The sequence below is a fragment of the Archangium gephyra genome (genome assembly GCF_042230915.1).
In the GTDB taxonomy this organism is placed as follows: Bacteria; Myxococcota; Myxococcia; order Myxococcales; family Myxococcaceae; genus Archangium; species Archangium gephyra_B.
In genome coordinates this window covers 747,437-765,414 of sequence record NZ_CP102578.1, presented here as the reverse complement: position 1 = coordinate 765,414, position 17,978 = coordinate 747,437, and the positions used below count along the sequence as shown (strand labels likewise).

General features: G+C 70.5%; 14 protein-coding genes. 7 read left to right on the top strand and 7 right to left on the bottom strand.

Annotated features, from left to right (window positions below; genetic code table 11):
* Positions 1-145: 145 nt before the first annotated feature.
* The gene (locus NR798_RS03155) at positions 146-880 is read left to right on the top strand and encodes a metallophosphoesterase (RefSeq protein WP_047854606.1); all 735 of its coding nucleotides are present in this window, start codon (positions 146-148) and stop codon (positions 878-880) included.
* On the opposite strand, the gene NR798_RS03150 is transcribed toward NR798_RS03155, so the two are convergent.
* Positions 881-3,118, bottom strand: a complete 2,238-nt coding sequence (locus NR798_RS03150; RefSeq protein WP_375769901.1) for an HYR domain-containing protein — start codon at positions 3,116-3,118, stop codon at positions 881-883.
* A 363-nt stretch (positions 3,119-3,481) separates the two neighbouring features.
* On the opposite strand from NR798_RS03150, the gene NR798_RS03145 reads away from it, so the two are divergent.
* Positions 3,482-4,333 carry a class I SAM-dependent methyltransferase gene (locus NR798_RS03145; protein ID WP_375769900.1) on the top strand — a complete coding sequence of 284 codons (852 nt, stop codon included), beginning with the start codon at positions 3,482-3,484 and terminating at the stop codon, positions 4,331-4,333.
* A 94-nt stretch (positions 4,334-4,427) separates the two neighbouring features.
* Here the strand turns inward: NR798_RS03145 and NR798_RS03140 are convergent, their stop codons facing one another.
* A complete protein-coding gene (locus NR798_RS03140; RefSeq protein WP_375769899.1) occupies positions 4,428-6,341 on the bottom strand; it encodes a potassium transporter Kup in 1,914 nt (637 codons plus the stop codon).
* Positions 6,342-6,605: 264 nt separating this feature from the next.
* Here NR798_RS03140 and NR798_RS03135 point away from each other — a divergent pair, with 264 nt between their 5' ends.
* The 4 genes from NR798_RS03135 to NR798_RS03120 all read left to right on the top strand — a co-directional run bounded on the left by NR798_RS03135 (position 6,606) and on the right by NR798_RS03120 (position 12,190).
* Positions 6,606-9,875 carry a GAF domain-containing protein gene (locus tag NR798_RS03135; RefSeq protein ID WP_375769898.1) on the top strand — a complete coding sequence of 1,090 codons (3,270 nt, stop codon included), beginning with the start codon at positions 6,606-6,608 and terminating at the stop codon, positions 9,873-9,875.
* Positions 9,876-9,977: 102 nt separating this feature from the next.
* Positions 9,978-10,241, top strand: a complete 264-nt coding sequence (locus tag NR798_RS03130) for a DUF378 domain-containing protein (RefSeq protein ID WP_375769897.1) — start codon at positions 9,978-9,980, stop codon at positions 10,239-10,241.
* A 34-nt stretch (positions 10,242-10,275) separates the two neighbouring features.
* Positions 10,276-10,692 (top strand): SRPBCC family protein, encoded by a 417-nt coding sequence (locus NR798_RS03125; RefSeq protein WP_375769896.1) that lies wholly within the window; start codon positions 10,276-10,278, stop codon positions 10,690-10,692.
* A 37-nt stretch (positions 10,693-10,729) separates the two neighbouring features.
* On the top strand, positions 10,730-12,190 hold the full coding sequence (locus tag NR798_RS03120) for a tetratricopeptide repeat protein (RefSeq protein WP_375769895.1): 1,461 nt from the start codon (positions 10,730-10,732) through the stop codon (positions 12,188-12,190).
* A 25-nt stretch (positions 12,191-12,215) separates the two neighbouring features.
* Here NR798_RS03120 and NR798_RS03115 read toward each other — a convergent pair whose 3' ends face one another.
* The 5 genes from NR798_RS03115 to NR798_RS03095 all read right to left on the bottom strand — a co-directional run bounded on the left by NR798_RS03115 (position 12,216) and on the right by NR798_RS03095 (position 16,456).
* On the bottom strand, positions 12,216-12,392 hold the full coding sequence (locus tag NR798_RS03115; RefSeq protein ID WP_375769894.1) for a hypothetical protein: 177 nt from the start codon (positions 12,390-12,392) through the stop codon (positions 12,216-12,218).
* Between the two features lie 146 nt (positions 12,393-12,538).
* Positions 12,539-13,216 carry an acireductone synthase gene (gene mtnC / locus NR798_RS03110; RefSeq protein ID WP_375769893.1) on the bottom strand — a complete coding sequence of 226 codons (678 nt, stop codon included), beginning with the start codon at positions 13,214-13,216 and terminating at the stop codon, positions 12,539-12,541.
* Between the two features lie 4 nt (positions 13,217-13,220).
* Positions 13,221-13,763: an acireductone dioxygenase gene (locus NR798_RS03105; protein WP_375769892.1), complete on the bottom strand. Its 543-nt coding sequence runs from the start codon at positions 13,761-13,763 to the stop codon at positions 13,221-13,223.
* Positions 13,760-14,380: a methylthioribulose 1-phosphate dehydratase gene (locus tag NR798_RS03100; protein ID WP_375769891.1), complete on the bottom strand. Its 621-nt coding sequence runs from the start codon at positions 14,378-14,380 to the stop codon at positions 13,760-13,762. Before NR798_RS03100 ends, NR798_RS03105 begins: the two co-directional genes overlap by 4 nt.
* Before the next feature lie 51 nt (positions 14,381-14,431).
* Positions 14,432-16,456, bottom strand: a complete 2,025-nt coding sequence (locus NR798_RS03095; RefSeq protein WP_375769890.1) for a S9 family peptidase — start codon at positions 16,454-16,456, stop codon at positions 14,432-14,434.
* Between the two features lie 331 nt (positions 16,457-16,787).
* Between NR798_RS03095 and NR798_RS03090 the strand changes: the two genes are divergently transcribed.
* The gene (locus NR798_RS03090; RefSeq protein WP_375769889.1) at positions 16,788-17,849 is read left to right on the top strand and encodes a glycerophosphodiester phosphodiesterase; all 1,062 of its coding nucleotides are present in this window, start codon (positions 16,788-16,790) and stop codon (positions 17,847-17,849) included.
* Positions 17,850-17,978: the final 129 nt, after the last annotated feature.

The following is a 17,978-nucleotide window of genomic DNA, read 5'->3' as shown; positions in this document are numbered from 1 at the left end:
GCACTCCTTCGTGAAACGAAGCTGGGGGGACTGGCGCGATAAGATGCACTTTCTTATTGCGCAAGGGAAGCCTGTTTTTCTTGGAATTCAATTGTTACACCAAATAATTGGAAGATCCAGGGGGCGGGGTGGGTTAGGAGAAGGCATGCGTCTCTTCGCCATCGGGGACACCCATCTGCCGTCCACGCGCAACAAGGACATGCACCGCTTCGGGTGGGCGGAGCATCCGTTGCCCCTGCAGCGCGCCTGGGACGAGAAGGTGCGGCCCGAGGACGTGGTGCTGGTGGTGGGGGACATCTCCTGGGCGACGCGGCCCACGGAGGTGCTGGACGATCTGAAGTGGCTGGACGAGCGGCCGGGGCGCAAGGTGCTGGTGCGCGGCAACCACGACTACTGGTGGGGAGACTCGGCGTCGAAGCTGCGCAGGCTGCTGGAGCCGTACAAGACGCTGGAGAACTTCCTGCACAACAGCTCGGTGGTCATCGGGCGGTGGGTGATCGCGGGCACGCGGCTGTGGACGGCGCCCGAGGCCCCGCCGATGCCGGGCGGGGAGATGGGGGACGAGTCGGGGGACGCGGGGTACGTGGAGCGGGAGACGCGGCGGCTGGCGGCCTCCATCGCGGACGCGGAGAAGAAGGAGAAGGAGAGCGCCGAGCCGCTCACGCGGGTGGTGGCGGTGCACTTCCCGCCGCTGTACGCGAACGAGAAGACGACGGCGTTCCTGGGCCCCATCGAGGCGTTCAAGCCGAAGGTGTGCGTGTACGGGCACCTGCACGCGGGAGGCATCCCCGCCGGCTTCACGGGCGAGCGGGCCGGAATCCGCTACGTGCTGGCCTCGTGTGACGCGGCGGGCTTCTCGCCGATGCTGCTCGACGAGTAGCTACCCCGCCACCGGGATGGGCTTCCAGGTGAGCCCCTCGCCCGCGGGGCGGCAGGAGCGCCAGACCTCGCCGCTGTCGATGACAGGAGCCCCACCGCGCTCCACGGGCACGCCCACGGGGCAGAGGCCGCGGGTGAGGTTGCCGGCCGTGTCGCGCACCTCGAAGTGGAGCGAGTACACGCGGCCATTGCCGCTGGCCGAGCGGTCCACGCGCACCTTCACGGTGGTGGCGTCCACGAAGACGACGTCCGGCTCGGTGCCACTGCGCGCCTCGTCGGACGAGACGCAGGAGATGGCGGCCGAGGCCCCGGTGCTCGTGAGCCCGCCGCTGCACTGGTCGTGCACGACGATGCAGTCCTCGAGGCGGACGGTGCGGTACTGCTGGTCCACGGGCCAGAGGGGCGCGGGCGGCGACAGGGTGACGGTGGGAGGCGTCTGGTCCACCACCTCGATGGCCGAGGTGCACGAGGACTCGTTGCCCGAGGCGTCCCTGGCGCGGTAGCGCACGACGTTGGAGCCGAGCGGGTACCAGTCCGCCGTGGGGCCGGAGACCTGGGCGGGGGTGCAGGCGTCGGTGGCGGTGGCCGTGCCGGGAACCACCCAGGCCGAGTTGCGGCCGGTGCACTCGGCGACGATGCGCTCGGGGCACACGAGGTGGGGCGAGAGCGTGTCCACCACCGTCACCCTGCGGGCGCAGGTGGCGGTATTACCGGACGCATCCACCGCCGAGTACTCGAGGGGATGAGAGCCCAGCGGCAGGGAGCGGGCCGCCGGCTGCGTCACGGAAGCGGTGCCGCAGTTGTCCGTGGCGGTGGCGGGCGGCGGCGAGACGACGGCCCCCCCCTGGCTGGAGCACTCCACGGTGAAGTCCGCGGGGCAGGCGAGCGCGGGAGCCTCGCAGTCGCGCACCGTCACCTTGGACCAGCACGAGTCCTGCGCCTGGCCATCCGAGGCGGTGACGCAGACGCCATGCGTGCCCGGGGCATACGGGCCCAGCGGGTGCAGGTCCCACGACACGGCATCCCCATCCAGGTCCGTGGCGGTGGCCACGCCGGCGGGCATGTTGGCCACGCACACGCCCGCGTCGGTGCACACCGATACATCGTGGCAGGTGGCCTCGGGCGCACGGTTCTCCTTCTGGCACGTGGCGCCGCAGCCGTCCCCGCCCACCGGGTTGCCGTCGTCACAAGCCTCGCCCGGGTCGACGCGGCCGTTGCCGCACACGAGGCAGTCCGTGTCCTGGCCGTCCACCGCGCCATCCCCATCGTTGTCATGCCCGTCGGCGCAGTCCTCGGCGGTGAGGATGACGGCGGAGCCTCCGAGCATCACCGGCGCGCCCGCGTGCGGGTTGTAGGCCTCGTCGTTGTAGGCGAGCACGCGCAGGCCCGAGAAGCCGCTCGGCCCGGTGAAGACGTTGTGGAAGGCCTTGTGGCTGAGCTCGAAGGCGGTGAGGGAGGGCGAGAACTCCCGCAGCTCTGGAGTGGGCTCGGCGACGTCGAATTCGATGTCCTGGGTCTGCAGCGGCATGGGAAGGAAGCCCCAGCCGCCGGGGGCCTCGGCCTGGGTGAGCGCGATGAGCGAGCCGCCCCGCTCGTTGACGAAGCGCGCGAGGTCCGGCTGGCGCGCGTTGAGCGCGGCGATCTGCGCGTCGGTGAGGCCGCCCAGGGTGTGGCGCTCCGACGAGGGCAGGTAGACGAAGGCGAAGCGGGTGAAGTCCACCCGGGCGATGTCCCCGGCCGAGCGCACGTGGGTGACACGGGCGTTGGGGCCACCGTGGGTGGGGCTGTTCCAGCTGTCGAAGGTGGCCAGCGCCTGCCCGCCGTTGACGCCGATGGCGAGGATGCCCTTGCCCCCCGAGCGCGAGCGGGAGAGCGCGGCGCGGAAGAGCGAGGGATAGAGGCCACCGCAGCGGCTCTCCTCGCAATGCCACATGTCATCGGCGTCATCGCCCGTCACGATGACGAAGCCACCCCGCGCGGAGGTGGGAACTCCAGGTGGGGGCTCGGAGGAGGTGGGGACCCCGGGAGGAGCGGAAGGAGAAGGAGGCTCGGACGAGGTGGGAATCCCGGGACGAGGCCGTGGGGTGTCCACCACGGGCGCGGGCCCGGTCTGCGGGTACGAATCTGGCTCCACGGAGTAGCCACCACAGCCGGACACCAGAACGGCGAGTGCCAGAAGGGAGACACCGAGGCCAGAGACGACGCCGAGCGAGCGGGCAGGCGGACACGTAGCGTGCATGAAGATTCCCCAGCGTGGGCAACGCGGCACCCACGCTGGGTAAATCAGTAGTGACGGCGTGCCCCTCGCGAGGAGCGTGCGCGCGGTGCAATGTCCAGCGAGCGCACGCGGGACGTCCGCTCCGTGACGGACACCCCGGGGCTTCCGTCCACCACGGACGTCCACCCTGCCCCATGGGGCCGTGGCACTGTCACCGACAAACGTTTCTCGAGCGCGGACAATCCGAGACACCGGAGAGGGCGGGCAGCCAGGCACGGTGCCACCTCCCACCGGGGCCCTCCCCTCCGCGTTGCCCCCCGTCAGTCCGCCGCGCGCCCCCGCGTCTCCCGGCGGTACGCTCGCCCCACGCCCCGGAGACTCCCCATGCTGAAGAAGGACCTGCACGAGGCCAACCGCCTCTCCTGGAATGCCGCCACCCGCGCCCACAACAGCCACAAGGGCGACCAGGCCCGCTTCCTGCGCGAGGGCGGCTCCACCCTCTTCCCCGAGGAGCTCGAGCTGCTCGGCGAGCTGCGCGGCCGCTCGCTCCTCCACCTCCAGTGCAACTCCGGGCAGGACACCCTCAGCCTCGCCGCCCGCGGCGCCCTCGTCACCGGCGTGGACATCAGCGACGAGGCCATCGGCTTCGCCCGCTCCCTCTCCGCCGGCTCCGGCCTCCCCGGCACCTTCGAGCGCTCCGACGTCTACGACTGGCTCGCCTCCGCGCCCCCGGCCCGCTACGACATCGTCTTCTGCTCCTACGGCGTCACCTACTGGCTCTCCGACCTGAAGCCCTGGGCCGAGGGCATCTCCCGCGTCCTCAAGCCCGGCGGCCGCTTCGTCCTCGTCGAGTTCCACCCCGTCCTCTGGCTCTTCGACGAGAAGCTGCGCCTCACCTACCCCTACGGCGGCGGCCACCACGTCCCCGAGGCCGTGGGCGTGGGGGACTACGTCGCCCTGTCCGGCAAGGGCCTCGTGCCCTCGGGCTACGAGGAAGGCGTGCGGGACTTCAAGAATCCCCACGCGTGCCACGGCTTCCAGTGGGGGCTGGGGGACGTCATCAATCCCTTCCTCCGCAACGGGCTGCTGCTCGAACGGCTCGAGGAGTACTGCTACGCCAACGGCTGGAACGGCATCCAGGGCATGCGCGAGGCCCCCGGCCACCGCTACCTGCTGCCCGAGGGCGTCCCCGAGCTGCCCTTGATGTTCGGCCTGTCCGTCCGGAAACCGGGGTAGCGGCTCCAGAGCCACGGTCCGCCTCCACGGGCTCGACCCGGGGCCCTGGCACCCTCACCCCGACCCTCTCCCGGTGGGAGAGGGAGAGGAGGGACTACAGCTCCACCTGCGCGCCCAGCTCCACCACCCGGTTGGGCGGAATCCGGAAGTACGCCGTCGCGCTGCGCGCGTTGCGCGACATCCACGAGAAGAGCGCCTCGCGCCACATCGCCATCCCCGGCCTCTTGCTCGGAATCAGCGTCTCCCGGCCCAGGAAGAACGACGTCCCCATCAGGTTGAACTGCAGCCCCTTCTCGCGGCCCCGCTTGAGGATGTCCGGAATGCTCGGGTTCTCCATGAAGCCGTAGCGCGCAATCACCCGCACGAAGCCCTCCTCCAGCTTGATGACCTCCACCCGCTCCTCGGACGGCACGTGCGGCACCTCCTCCGAGGCGATGGTCAGCAGCATCACCTGCTCGTGCAGCACCTTGTTGTGCTTGAGGTTGTGCAGGAGCGCCGGCGGCGTGCCCTCCGGGTTGCCCGTCATGAAGATGGCCGTGCCCGGCACCCGCACCGGCGGGTGTTCCCCGAAGCTGTCCAGCAGCTGCTTCAGCGGCAGGCTGCTGCCCCTCAGCCGGCTCGCCAGGATGTCCCGCCCCCGCTTCCACGTCGTCATCAGCGTGAACACGCACAGCGCCATCGTGAGCGGGAACCAGCCTCCCGCGGCGATCTTCACCGCGTTGGCTCCCCAGAAGGACAGGTCCACCACCATGAACACCGCCGCCACCGGCAACGCCACCAGCCGTGACACGTGCCAGCGCTCGCGCGCCACCACGTACGCCAGCACCGTGGTGATGGCCATGGTCGTCGTCACCGAGATGCCGTACGCCGCCGCCAGGTTGCTCGACGACTTGAAGCCCAGCACCAGCAAGATGATGCCCACCAGCAGCGCCAGGTTGATGCCCGGCAGGTAGATCTGCCCCCGCTCCTCCGCCGAGGTGTGCACCACCTCCAGACGCGGGGTGTAGCCCAGCTGGATGGCCTGCTGGGTGAGCGAGAACGCCCCCGAGATGAGCGCCTGCGAGGCAATGACCGTCGCCCCCGTGGCCAGCGCCACCAGCGGGTAGAGCGCCCACGTCGGCGCCAAGTGGAAGAAGGGGTTGGACGCCTTGCTCGGATCGCGCAGCAGCAGCGCCCCCTGCCCCATGTAGTTGAGCATCAACGCCGGCAGCACCAGCACGAACCACGCCCACTTGATGGGCCTCCAGCCGAAGTGGCCCATGTCCGCGTAGAGCGCCTCGCCGCCCGTCACCACCAGGAACACCGAGCCCAGCACCAGGAAGCCGTGCCCCCGGTTGTGCAGGAAGAACTTCACCGCCTGCATCGGCGACACCGCCCACACCACCGCCGGGTAGGTCACCATCTCCTTCACCCCCAGCACCGCCAGCGTGAGGAACCACACCAGCATGAAGGGCCCGAAGATGGCGCCAATCCCCGCCGTCCCGTGGCGCTGAATGAGGAACAGCCCCACCAGGATGGCGATGGTCAGCGGCTGGACGTACGGCTCGAAGAAGGGCGTGGCCACGCTCAGGCCCTCCACCGCGCTCAGCACGGAGATGGCCGGGGTGATCAGCCCGTCTCCGTACAACAGCGCCGCGCCGAAGACGCCCAGCGTCACCACCACCGGCCGCACCTTCACCTCCTCGCCCCGCTTGCGCTGCATCGCCAGTGCCATCAGCGCGAGAATCCCGCCCTCGCCCCGGTTGTCCGCCCTCATCACGAAGACGAGGTACTTCACCGACACCACGATGATGAGCGCCCAGAAGACGAGCGACAGCACCCCCAGCACGTTCTCGTGCGTCGGCGCCACCCGGTGCGGGCCGCTGAAGCACTCGCGCAGTGCGTACAGCGGGCTGGTGCCGATGTCTCCGTAGACGATGCCCAACGCGCCCAACGCCAGCGTGGCGATGCGCTTGGAGGGCTCCGCGGCTGCCGGAACGGCGGGGGTGGAACGGGACGGTGCACTCATAGGGCGCCTCCTCTAGCCCAACCCCGGTCCGGGGACAGCCCTTTGACGGCCCCGGGCCCCGTCAACTCAAGACTTTCATGACTTCCCGGCCCGATTCACCCCTTCCAGTCACCGCTGGTGCACACTGACTGCCCCGCCTCCTCGCGGGGGGAGGGCCCGGAGTCCTCCGGGAGGGCCCCATCCGTCGGGAATCCATCGTTTGCCGGGTCTCGCAGGGGGTGACCAACCTCATGGATTCTCCGGGGCCCCGGGTTTCGTGCTCACATGCGCCAGTTCAAGCGGTTGTCGGAGACCTCGGTGGGAGCTGGAGCCAGAGAGGCGCGCACACAGGCGGGAGCGCCGGACGCCGAGCGTCTGGCCCTGCTCGTCGACGCGTCCCAACAGCTCGCCGACGCCGGCCTGGAGCCCCGCGCCGTCCTCGAGCGCCTGTGCCAGCTGGTGATGCCCCGGCTGGGCTCGGCCTGCCATGTGCGCCTGCTGTCCGCGGATGGCCGCTGGCTGGAGTCGGCGGCCTCGGCCCACACGGACAGGTGGCCCCACGAGGTGCTGGAGCGGCTCGTCTTCGGCCCCCGGCGCGCCGACGCGAACCCCTATGCGGTGGTGCTGCGCACCGGCCGCGCCCTGCTCTGCCGGATGGCGGAGCTCACGGAGCTGCAGCGCCAGGTACCGCCCGGGCCGCAGGCCGCCCCGTGTCCCCTCACCGCCCACCTGCTGCTGCTGCCGCTGCACGTGCGCCAGCGCCCGCTGGGCACGCTCGCCGTCTACCGCGAGCCACACGAGCCCCCCTTCGACGACGCCGAGCGGCTGCTGCTGCAGGAGCTGGCGGACCGGGCGGGGCTGGCCCTGGACCTGGCCCATGCCTACGAGGCCGAGCGCCGGGCCCGGCATGCGGCGGAGGTGGCCGCCGCGCGGCTCGAGCGCCTGCAGCGCGTCACCGTGGCCCTCGGCGAGGCCCTTACCCCCGCCGAGGTGGTGCGCGTCATCGTCGAGGAGACGCTCTCCGCCATCGGCGCGGACCGGGCCGTCGCCGTCATGCCGCGGGCGGACGAGCCCGGGCAGCTCGAGGTGGTGAGCCACCAGGGAGTCGCCCTGGCGCGCCCGGGCCGCTTCCCCATCAGCGCCCCCCTGCCCGTGGCCGAGGCGTACCGCACCGGCGAGCCGGTGTGGCTGGAGTCGCACGAGGCGCTCGCCACCTCGTTCCCGGAGTCCCTCGTCCTCTCGCCGGAGGAGACCCGGGCCGCGGCCGCCCTGCCGCTGCGCGCCCGCGGGCGGACGCTGGGGGCCATCGCCTTCGGCTTCGACGCGCCCCGGCCGTTCAGCGCCGACGAGCGCGGCCTGCTGCTGGACCTGGCGCGGCAGAGCGCCCAGGCCCTGGAGCGTGCCTGTCTCTACGAGGCCGCGCAGCAGGCCCGCACCCGCGCCGAGCGCGTCGCCGCGCGCACCGCCCGCCTGCAGACGCTCAACGCCGCCCTCTCCCAGGTGCTCACCGCGCCCCGCGTGGCGGAGGTGGTCATCGACCAGGGCGTGGCGGCCATCGGCGCCCAGGTGGCGGGCCTGTGGCTGGTGGACGAGTCCGGCACCCAGGCCCGGCTGCTGCGCAGCGTGGGGCTGCCGCCGGACGTGACGGGGCCGGTGGAGGCCCTGCCGCTGGGACCCGGCACGCCCCTGGACGACGCCCTCCAACGGGGCCAGCCGGTGTTGCTCACCTCGCAGGAGGAGCTCTTCCACCGCTACCCCCAGACGGAGCAGCGGGTGCGCGCGCTGGCGCCGTCCGTGCGCCCCATGGCCGTGGCCTGCCTGCCGCTGCAGGTGGATGGGCGCGGCCTGGGCATGCTCGTCTTCGGCTTCCCCGGGGTGCACCCCTTCGACGACGACGAGCGCGTCTTCCTCACGCTGCTGGCCCACTACGCCGCCCAGGCCCTCGAGCGCGCCCGGCTCTGCTCCCAGGAGCGCACCGCCCGCGAGGCCCTGCACGACGCCCACCACACGCTCCAGGCCATCATCCAGTCCTCGCCCACCGCCATCGCCCTCTTGGAGCTGGATGGCACCGTGCGCCTGTGGAACCCCGCCGCCGAGCGCATCTTCGGCTGGAAGGCCGAGGAGGTGCTCGGCCGCACCTCCCCCATCGTGCCCGCGGACAAGCTGGAGGAGCTGCGCGCCAACCTGGCGCGCGTGGCCCGCGGCGAGTCCATCCTCGGCCAGGAGATGCGCCGGTGCCGGCGTGACGGCTCGCCCATCGACGTGTCCATGTGGGCCACCGCGCTGCAGGTGGCCGGCGGCCAGCGGCTGTGCCTCTCCGTGCTGGCGGACATGACCGAGCGCAAGCGCGCCGAGGAGGCCCTGCGCTTCCTCGCGGAGGCGGGCACCGTGCTGGCCAGCTCCCTGGAGCACGAGGTGACGCTGGAGCGCGTGGCGAACCTCGCCGTCCCCACCTACGCGGACGGCTGCTACGTGTACCTGCTCGGCGAGGAGGGCGCGGTGAGCTGCGTGGCCACGGCCCGTGCCGGAGAGCAGCCGGAGCTGCCCCGCGAGCTGGGGCCGCTGGCGCTGGGGGAGTCCGCCGTCTCGCGCGTCATCACCTCGGGGCGGCCGGAGCTGAGCGCGGACCGCGGCCCCCTGCCTCCCGTTGCGGCCGGGAACTTCGCGCTGCCGTGCGAGCAGGCGGCGCGCTCCTACCTGTGCGTGCCCCTGCTGGTGCGCGGCCAGCCCATCGGCGCGCTGTCCTTCGTCTCCGCGCGCCACGCCTATGACACCCAGCACCTGGCGCTCGCGCAGGAGCTGGCCCGGCACGCCGCCCTGGCCCTCGACAACGCCCGCCTCTACCGCGAGGCCCGGGACGCCATCCGCCTGCGCGAGGAGTTCCTCTCCATCGCCAGCCACGAGCTGCGCACGCCCATCACCGCCATCCAGCTGCACGTGCAGGAGTTGCTGAGGACGCTGGCCCGCAACCCCGAGGGGATTGCCCCGGAGCGGCTGCGCCGCGGCCTGGAGGTGGCGGACCGGCAGGTGAAGCGGCAGCTGCACCTGGTGAATGATTTGCTGGACGTGACCCGGATGGGGGCGGGCCGGCTCGTGCTGCGGCCGGAGCCGGTGGACCTGGCCGCCCTGGTGCACGAGGTGGCGGAGCGCTTCGAGCAGGAGCTGGCGCGCACGGGCTCTCGCCTCACCCTGGAGGCCCCGGGCCCGGTGTCCGGCCATTGGGACCGGCTGCGGCTGGAGCAGGTGGTGACCAACCTCGTCTCCAACGCGGTGAAGTACGGGCAGGGCAAGCCCATCGGCATCACCGTGGAGGCGGCGGAGGGCCGCGCCCGGCTGGCCGTGAGTGACGCGGGGCTCGGCATCGCCCCCGAGCACCTGGAGCGCGTCTTCGGCCGCTTCGAGCGCGCGGTGTCCGAGCGCCACTACGGCGGCTTCGGCCTGGGGCTGTGGATCTCCCGGCAGATCATCGAGACCATGGGCGGCCACATCAGCGTGAGCAGCCAGCTGGGGGTGGGTTCCACCTTCCGCGTGGAGCTGCCGCGCGCGCCGGGCTGAGGGCAGCCAGCCAGGCGGGCCCGCGCCATGTCCCGCCATCGGCGAAACATTCCTGGCCAGGCCTCTCCATCCAGGGCGGACCGATTCTGGAAAGGACACGCCATGGACGCGAGAACGCCGCGGGAAGTGAGCACCTTCAACAAGCTATTGGCCCTGTTGGTCATCGTGGGCGCCATCACCTGGGGGCTCATCGGTTTGTTCGAGTGGAACCTGGTGGCCGCGCTCTTCGGAGGCGAGGTGCGGCCCGAGGGGGCGAGCAGCCTCAGCCAGCTCGTCTACATCCTGGTGGGCCTGGCCGGGGTGGCGTTCGCCTTCACCTTCCCGTGGCGGAGTCGGCCGGTGAACCGCGGAGAGGTTCATTCCTGAGGAGCCTCGGGGCCTCCTGGTAGCGTGCCGCGCCATGAAGGAATTCAAGGCCACCACGACCATTCATGCGCCCCCCGAGAAGATCTGGGCCATCCTCACCGATGGGGCCTCCTGGCCCCAGTGGGATCCCTCCTGCGAGAAGATCGAGGGACGCATCGCGCCCGGAGAGAAGCTCAAGGCCTTCACGAAGCTGAGTCCGGGCCGGGCGTTTCCGGTGAAGGTGTCGGAGTTCGTGCCCCACCAGAAGATGACCTGGTCGGGAGGCATGCCGCTCGGGCTCTTCAAGGGGGTGCGCACCTTCACGCTGACCCCCAAGGGCGGCGACATCGAGTTCACGCTCCACGAGGTGTTCAGCGGGCCCATGCTCGCGCTGATTGGCGGCTCGATTCCCGACATGACCGAGGCCTTCCAGCAGTTCGTGGAGGGGCTGAAGCGCCGCGCCGAGGCCTGACCGGGCCCCCACCTGGCGGAGATGCTAGACACGGGGCATGTCCGCTCCCACCGCGACTCCCCTGGACCATGCCATCGGCCTGCTGCGGCGAGGCCAGCCACTCGAGGCCGAGGCCTTCCTGTCCCAACGCCTGAAGGACGCCGAGGCCCGCGCGGGCGCACGCGGCGCCGAAGCGGCTGACGCCTGGTTCGACCTGTCCTGCCTGTTCAACGCCCTGGGAGACACCGAGCGTGCCGCCGCGGCCCTGCGGCGCGCCGCGGACACCGACGCCCGGACGCCCGAGGCCCTCCGCAAACGCCTCACCGTGCTGATGAACCTCGGCCAGGTCCTGGAGCGCCTGGAGCGCTTCGACGAGGCCGAGCAGGTGTTGCGAGAGGGAGTGGAGGGCCGGGCGCGCTTCTATGGCAAGACGCACCCGGGATATGCCTTCGGGCTGGCGCCGCTGGCCTGGGTGTTGAGCCAGGAGAAGCGCCACGAGGCCCTGCCCCTCATGGAGGAGGCGCTCCAGATTCTCTGGGAGGCGGGCCACCCGTACACGGCGGAAGTCACGGCGCAGCGGGCCTTCCTCCTCGTGGCGGCCGGAGAGCAGGCCCAGGCGCTGGGGCCCGCGAACAACCTGCCCCCCGAGCTGCTCGAGGCCTGCGCACGGGAGGCGCGTGGGCGCGCGCAAACCGTGGCGCCCGAGCTGGCGGCCGCCGTGCTCGAGCCGCTGTGCCACCTGATGGAGCAGAAGCTGGGCCCGCACCACGCGGAGACGCTCCAGACGCTCGCGGAGCTGGGCGAGACGGCGCGGCAGGGCGGCCTGCACGAGCTGCGCGTGCGCACGTTCACCCAGCTGGCCGAGCGCTTCTCGGCCATGGGAGACGGCGCGCAGGAGGTCAATGCGCTGCTCGCGCTCGCCCTGGCGCAGGACGAAGCGGGCAACGCACAGGCGGGGGACGAGTGCTACACGCGGGCGGCGGCGCGGGCGCGGCAACTGGGGGATGCGGAGCTGGTGTCCCAGGTGCTGCGCAACCAGGGGCTCTTCCTCGCCGAGCGAGGGCTGGAGGCGCGGGCGGAGGCGGCGATGATCGAGGCCGTGAAGAGCGCGCCCCCGGGCGGGGAGATGTGGGGCCGCGCGCTCGTCGCCCATGCGCTCTTCCAGCAACACCGGGACCGGCACGGCCCGGCGCGGGAGCAGTTGCAGCAGGCGCTCGCGGCCCTGCCGCCCGAACACCCGGATGCGCTGTGCGCGCGCAGCCATCTGGACGCCCTCATGTCCGGAGACGGATGCGGGTGTGGCCGGATGGACAAGGCCCTCGACGAGGCGCTCCGGGAGTTGGTGACGCCACACCTGCCCGAGGGCCTGCTCGAATCGCTCTCCTTCAGCCCGGAGAAGGGGTTGAACGTGAGGCTCGCCCGCGAGCCCAGCGTGGAGGAGCAGGAGTTGCTCAACCGGGTGCTGCGGCAGGCGATGACCCAGCTGAGCAACCGCATGCGGCAGCAGGGCTACCGCTGAGCGGGGGTTGACGCGCATGCCGTGCTCACCGCTCGAGCATGTGCTTGCGGACCACTGCCTCCAACTGACCCACGAGTTCGTCATCGAGCTCGGCGAAGCGCGACCGCTTCGCCTTCGACAGCGTGCCGTCGGTGTCGACGACCAGCTTTATGAACAGGCTCGCCTCCTCCAAAACCGTCAATTCCTGGTACCAAATTTTCAAGATGGTCCCGACCGCGCTTCTAAAACCATCAGGAATCTACGGTTTTAATCAGGGCAAGGCACTCCGCACAAGAAACGCTCAACCATCGGCTCCTCAGGCGGAAGCAGCCGCAAGAGATTGGCCCATCGGGGTCCAGCGTGCGTGCCCTACGGGTGCACGTCGTCGAAGCTGCGGGCCTCCGGGTGGGGCCCGGGGTCCACCGTGGGGCCCTCGCCCCGGAGCAGGCACGCGGTGCGCAGGCCCGCCGCGGCGGCCGCATCCAATTCCTCCCTCACATCCGAGAGGAAGAGCACCTGCGCCGCGGGCAGCCCCAGTTCCTTGACGATGGCCGCGTAGGAAGCCACCTCCCTCTTCCCCCCCACACCGGTATCGAAGTAGCCGCTGAAGAGGGGCGTCAGGTCGCCGAAGCGCGTGTGGCCGAAGAGCAGCTTCTGCGCATGCACCGAGCCCGAGGAATACACATACAGGCGCAGCCCCCGCTCCTTCCACTCGCGCAGCCGGCGGGGCACGTCCTCGTACACGTGGCCCTGGAAATCACCCTGGCGGTAGCCCGCCTCCCACAGCAGTCCCTGCAGGCCCTTGAGCGGCCCGAGCTTGCGGTCCTCTTCAATCCACCGCAGCAGCGTGGCCACCAACTGCCCGTCATCCAGCGCCCCGCCAGCCACCTGACGGGCCTCGTCCAACAGCTGGCGCACCTCGGGCCGCTGCCCGTGCGCGCGCACGAACCCCGGCAGCTCGCGCGCCGAGTACGGGAAGAGCACCTCCTTCACGAAGGACAGGCTGGAGGTGGTGCCCTCGATGTCGGTGACGATGGCCTGGACCATGCCGCTACTCGAACCGGGGGAAGCGCGAGGCGATGTCGCTGCCGGTGTGGTGGGCCACCCAGCCCTCGGTGTTGGTGAAGAGGCGGATGGCCGTGAAGCGCGGCTGCGGCCCCATGTCGAACCAGTGCGGCGTCCCATCCGGCACGCCGATCAGGTCCCCCTTCTCACACAGCACGTTGAAGACGCGGCCCGCCTTGTGGATGGTGAAGAGGCCCTGGCCCTCGACGAAGAAGCGCACCTCGTCCTCGCTGTGCGTGTGCTCGTTGAGGAACTTGTTGCGCAGCGCCGCCTTGTCCGGGTGGTCCGGCGCCATGCTCAGCACGTCCGCCGTCTTGAAGCCCCGCTCCTTCTTCAGCCGCTCCACCGAGTCCTGGTAGGCCTCGAGGATCTCCGCCTGGCTCGCCCCCGGCTTCAGCGGCTGGCGCGCCTCCCAGCGCTCGAAGCGGATGCCCACCGCGCCCAGCTCGCGCCGGATGGTCTCGAAATCCCGCGTGTCCACCTGAGCGCGGGACGCATCTCCCTCGTCGAACACCTTCAGCTCGCTCATCGCTTCAGTCTCCTCATCTCCAATTCACACTCGAACAGGAACTCGAACGCCTCGATGTGCCGCCGCGCGTCCGCCACCGTGCGCCCCCACGTGTACAGGCCATGGCCCTCGATGAGGTAGCCATGCAGGCCGGGGTGCTCGCGCATGTACGCCTCCACCCGCCCCGCCAACCGGGGAATGTCCTGGTCGTTGGGGAAGACGGGCACCGTCAGGCTCACCTCGTGCGTCTCCACGCCGGGCAGGGCCTTGAGCACCTCGTAGCCCTCGAGCACCACGCCCCCGGGGCTCAGCCGCGACAGCAGCGTGGCGTTGCGCGAGTGCGTGTGCAGCACCGAGCCGATCGACGCCTCGCGCCGGTACAGCTGCAGGTGCAGCGCCGTCTCCGCCGAGGGCTTGCGGCCCGGGGTGAGCACCTCGCCCTCCTGCCCCATCACCAGGAAGCCGTCCGCATCCAGCTCGCCCTTGTGGCGGCCGGAGGCGGTGATGACGAGGTGGCGCTCGTCCAGACGCGCCGAGAAGTTGCCAGCGGTGGCGGGCACCCAGCCGCGCTCGAAGAAGAGGCGGCCGGCCCGGATCAGCTCCTCGGTCCGGGTGCCGAGGTCCTCAGGACGGTACATGACGGAGCATTCTACACCGGCTCCGTCACGGGTGTGTGCCCGCTCCCGCGCCTACTTGCCGGAGCCGCCAGGCGTGCCGGCGGGCGCGCCCAGGTGCTTCTCCAGGAAGAGGAAGGTGGCCATGGTGATGGTGTCCTTGTTGGCCTTCTTGCCGAAGCCGTGGCCCTCGTCGAGCGCGAGCAGGTACCAGACGTCCGCGCCCCGGGCGCGCACCGCCTTGACGATCTGCTCCGCCTCCGACTGGGGCACGCGCGGGTCATTGGCCCCCTGCTGGACGAAGAGCGCGGCCTTGATGCGCTCCACCGAGTTGAGCGGGGAGATGCGCTCCTGCACCTTGCGCACCTCGGGGTCGCGCTCGTCCCCGTACTCGGCGCGGCGCAGGTCGCGGCGGTAGGCCTGGGTGTTCTGCAGGAAGGTGGGCAGCGAGGAGATGCCCACCACGTCCACCGCGGCGCGAATCCGCTCGGGGAAGAAGGCGGCGGTGGCGAGCACCATGTAGCCGCCGTAGGAGCCCCCATCCACGCCCACGCGCGAGGCGTCCAGCTCCGGGCGCGAGGCGATGTAATCCAGCGTGGCGCCGATGTCCGCGAGGCTCTGCTCGCGCTTCACCCCGTCATCCATGGCGCGGAACGCCTTGCCGTAACCATCCGAGCCCCGCACGTTGGGCACCAGCACCGCCATGCCCAGCTCCACCGCGAGGTACTGGGTGAAAGTGCTCAGGTACGGCCGGCTCTGCCCCTCGGGACCACCGTGGAAGATGACGACCACGGGCACCTTGCCCTTGCGCTCGCGCGGCATGTAGAGGAACGCGGGCACCTGCACGTTGTCGGTGGACTTGTAGTGCACCAGCTCGGGCTCCACGAAGGTGTCCGTGTCCAGGCCGCCCACCTCCGAGCGCGTCCAGCGGGTGCTCTTCTTCGTGCGCAAATCCAGCAGGTAGACGTCCGCGGGCGACTTCGAGGTGCTGATGGCGTAGGCGAGCACGTCCGAGCGCCCCTGGGGGAAGACGAAATTCGCCATCACGCCCCGGGGAACCTCCACCGGGGAGAGCGTGCCGCGCTTCGTGTCCAGGAGGTACAGCCGGCTGTAGCCGTCCTCGTTCACGTCCACGGCGAGCGTCTTGCCATCCTGCGAGAGCGCGATGCCCTCCACGTTCCAACGGAGGGACTTCGTGAGGGACGGAGGCGCGGAGGTGGAGGGCGCCTTGTCGAGCTCCAGCTTGTAGAGTTCGGAGAAGTCGCTGTACCGGTCGGTGACGACGTAGACGCTCTTGCCGTCCGGCGTGAGCACGGCGCCGTTGATGCTGCCCTTGCCCTCCTTGGGGGTGAGCTGGCGGCGTTCACCCGTCTTCACGTCCACCACGTGCAGGTCGGCGTCATCCGCGGCGCGGAACTGGGTGACGAGCAGCTTGGAGCCATCGCGGGAGAACTCCCCCGGGTACCAGGTGCCCTCGGCCTCGGTGAGGCGGCGGGCCTGCTTGGGGTTGTCCGTGGGCGCCACGTAGACGTCGGTGTCCTTGCCGTTGCGGCCGGTGCCACCGTAGGCCAGCCATTTGCCGTCGTCCGAGAGCGAGAGCACCTCGTGGCGGCTCTTGCCATCGGTGAGCAGCTCGGAGCGGCCGTTGCGCCGGTCGAGCCGGAACACCTGGAAGAACTCGCCGCCGCCCACGTCCTGGAGGAAGAAGAGGGTGTTGGGATCGTTGGGGTGGAAGCGCGCGGTGTTGATGGGCTCCGGCGTGAAGGTGAGCTGGGAGCGGGCGCCGAGGGGCTGCTCCACCACGTGCAGTTGGTTGGTGTCGGCGAAGCGGGTGGAGAGGAGCACCTGCTTGCCGTCCTGGCTCACGTCCATCAGGTTCGCCGAGCGCGCCTCGAGGTACTGCAGGACGCGCCGGCGCAGCTCGGGAGGAATTTCGGGCACGCCGCTGGCCAGGAGGTTGGGCTGGCCGGGCAGCGGGGCGACACCTTGCACCGTGGAGGGCGCCTGGGTGGCGGGCTTCTGCGCGGACTGCGCGAGCGCCACCGCGGGAGCGCCCGTCAGCAGCGAGACGAGCAGAGGGGTGAGGGTTCGGAGGTTCATGGTGCGCGAACCCTAACAGCGCCCCTCCTCATCTCACGTTCATCGCCGTCACTTCTGCTTCGCCGTGCACATCCGGCCGCGCCATCGTCCACGAGAGGGACAGCTCAGATAGTGGGTATGCTCACGAGGAGCGAATCGCCGGTGGCGGCACTTGACGCTGTGTTTCCACGCTGTTCACCGGCCTGCCATCTCCGTGTGCTATGTGCGCCGCCCATCACGACGCACGCGTCACGCCCCGGAGTTTCCCCTGCTCTCGCCCTCCCCCCGCCGTCATCCGTCCTTCCGCTTCGCCCTTCGCTCGTCCGTGCTCGCGGCGGCGTGCGCCTTCTCGATGACCGGCTGCGCCGACCTCTCGGCCCCGCTCGTCGACAAGGTGCTCGTGGTCGGCCATCGCGGCGCCAGCGCGCTGCGGCCGGAGCACACCCTGGCCAGCTACCGCAAGGCCATCGAGGACGGCGCGGACATCATCGAACCGGATCTCGTGTCGACGAAGGACGGCGTGCTCGTGGCCCGTCACGAGAACGAGATCTCCGGCACCACCAACGTGGCGGAGGTGGCGACGTTCGCTGACCGCAAGACCACGAAGACGATCGACGGTGTGGCCATCACCGGCTGGTTCACCGAGGACTTCACGCTCGCCGAGCTCAAGGAACTGCGCGCGCGCGAGCGCATCCCCCAGGCCCGCCCGGCCAACAAGGTGTACAACGATCAGTTCGAGATTCCCACGCTCGCCGAGGTCATCACCCTGGCCCAGGAGATGTCGGCCAGCACCGGCCGCACCATCCACCTCTACCCCGAGACCAAGCACCCCACGTACTTCCAGTCCATCGGCCTGGCCCTGGAGGACACGCTCGTCGAGACGCTGCGCGCCAACGACTTCTCCAAGAGCAAGGCCACCGTCTACATCCAGTCCTTTGAGGTGGCCAATCTCAAGGCCTTGCACCAGAAGCTCGGCACCTCGCAGAAGAACTGGAAGCTGGTGCAGCTGATGGATGCCCGGGACAAGAAGCCCTATGACTTCGTCAAGGCGGGTGACTCGCGCACCTACAACGAGCTGATGACCGAGGAGGGCATGAAGGAGGTCTCCACCTATGCCCAGGGCGTCGGGCCCTACAAGCTGACCATCATCAACGTGGACAGCTCGGGCAACTTCGAGAAGCCGACGGACCTCGTGCGCAACGCCCACGCCGCCGGGCTGCTCGTGTTCCCGTACACCTTCCGGCCCGAGAATGCCTTCCTGCCCGCGCCCCTCAAGGCCCAGGGGGACGACACCACCCACAATGCCTCCGGCTCGGTTACGGAGATCCAGAAGTACCTCGCCACCGGCATCGACGGGTTCTTCACCGACGACCCCGCGGTGGGCCGTCAGGCGGTGGATACCTTCAAGCGCTGAGGTCTCCACGGCGGCACCCGGGAGGCGACGCTCGCGCTTCATGCGAAGCCTCCACGCCATGTTGGGGGTCCGCGTTGCACCCACTGCCATCCGCCGGACGGCATCCCCCGGCAAGGCATGGAGCAGCGG

Bases quoted from the DNA above. Each gene is read 5' to 3' on its own strand.
- NR798_RS03135 (WP_375769898.1), top strand. From the start codon at position 6,606: ATGCGCCAGTTCAAGCGGTTGTCGGAGACCTCGGTGGGAGCTGGAGCC.
- NR798_RS03140 (WP_375769899.1), bottom strand. From the start codon at position 6,341: ATGAGTGCACCGTCCCGTTCCACCCCCGCCGTTCCGGCAGCCGCGGAG.
- mtnC (WP_375769893.1), bottom strand. From the start codon at position 13,216: ATGGTCCAGGCCATCGTCACCGACATCGAGGGCACCACCTCCAGCCTG.
- NR798_RS03105 (WP_375769892.1), bottom strand. From the start codon at position 13,763: ATGAGCGAGCTGAAGGTGTTCGACGAGGGAGATGCGTCCCGCGCTCAG.
- NR798_RS03130 (WP_375769897.1), top strand. From the start codon at position 9,978: ATGGACGCGAGAACGCCGCGGGAAGTGAGCACCTTCAACAAGCTATTG.
- NR798_RS03155 (WP_047854606.1), top strand. From the start codon at position 146: ATGCGTCTCTTCGCCATCGGGGACACCCATCTGCCGTCCACGCGCAAC.
- NR798_RS03095 (WP_375769890.1), bottom strand. From the start codon at position 16,456: ATGAACCTCCGAACCCTCACCCCTCTGCTCGTCTCGCTGCTGACGGGC.
- NR798_RS03125 (WP_375769896.1), top strand. From the start codon at position 10,276: ATGAAGGAATTCAAGGCCACCACGACCATTCATGCGCCCCCCGAGAAG.
- NR798_RS03090 (WP_375769889.1), top strand. From the start codon at position 16,788: ATGACCGGCTGCGCCGACCTCTCGGCCCCGCTCGTCGACAAGGTGCTC.
- NR798_RS03150 (WP_375769901.1), bottom strand. From the start codon at position 3,118: ATGCACGCTACGTGTCCGCCTGCCCGCTCGCTCGGCGTCGTCTCTGGC.
- NR798_RS03145 (WP_375769900.1), top strand. From the start codon at position 3,482: ATGCTGAAGAAGGACCTGCACGAGGCCAACCGCCTCTCCTGGAATGCC.
- NR798_RS03100 (WP_375769891.1), bottom strand. From the start codon at position 14,380: ATGTACCGTCCTGAGGACCTCGGCACCCGGACCGAGGAGCTGATCCGG.
- NR798_RS03120 (WP_375769895.1), top strand. From the start codon at position 10,730: ATGTCCGCTCCCACCGCGACTCCCCTGGACCATGCCATCGGCCTGCTG.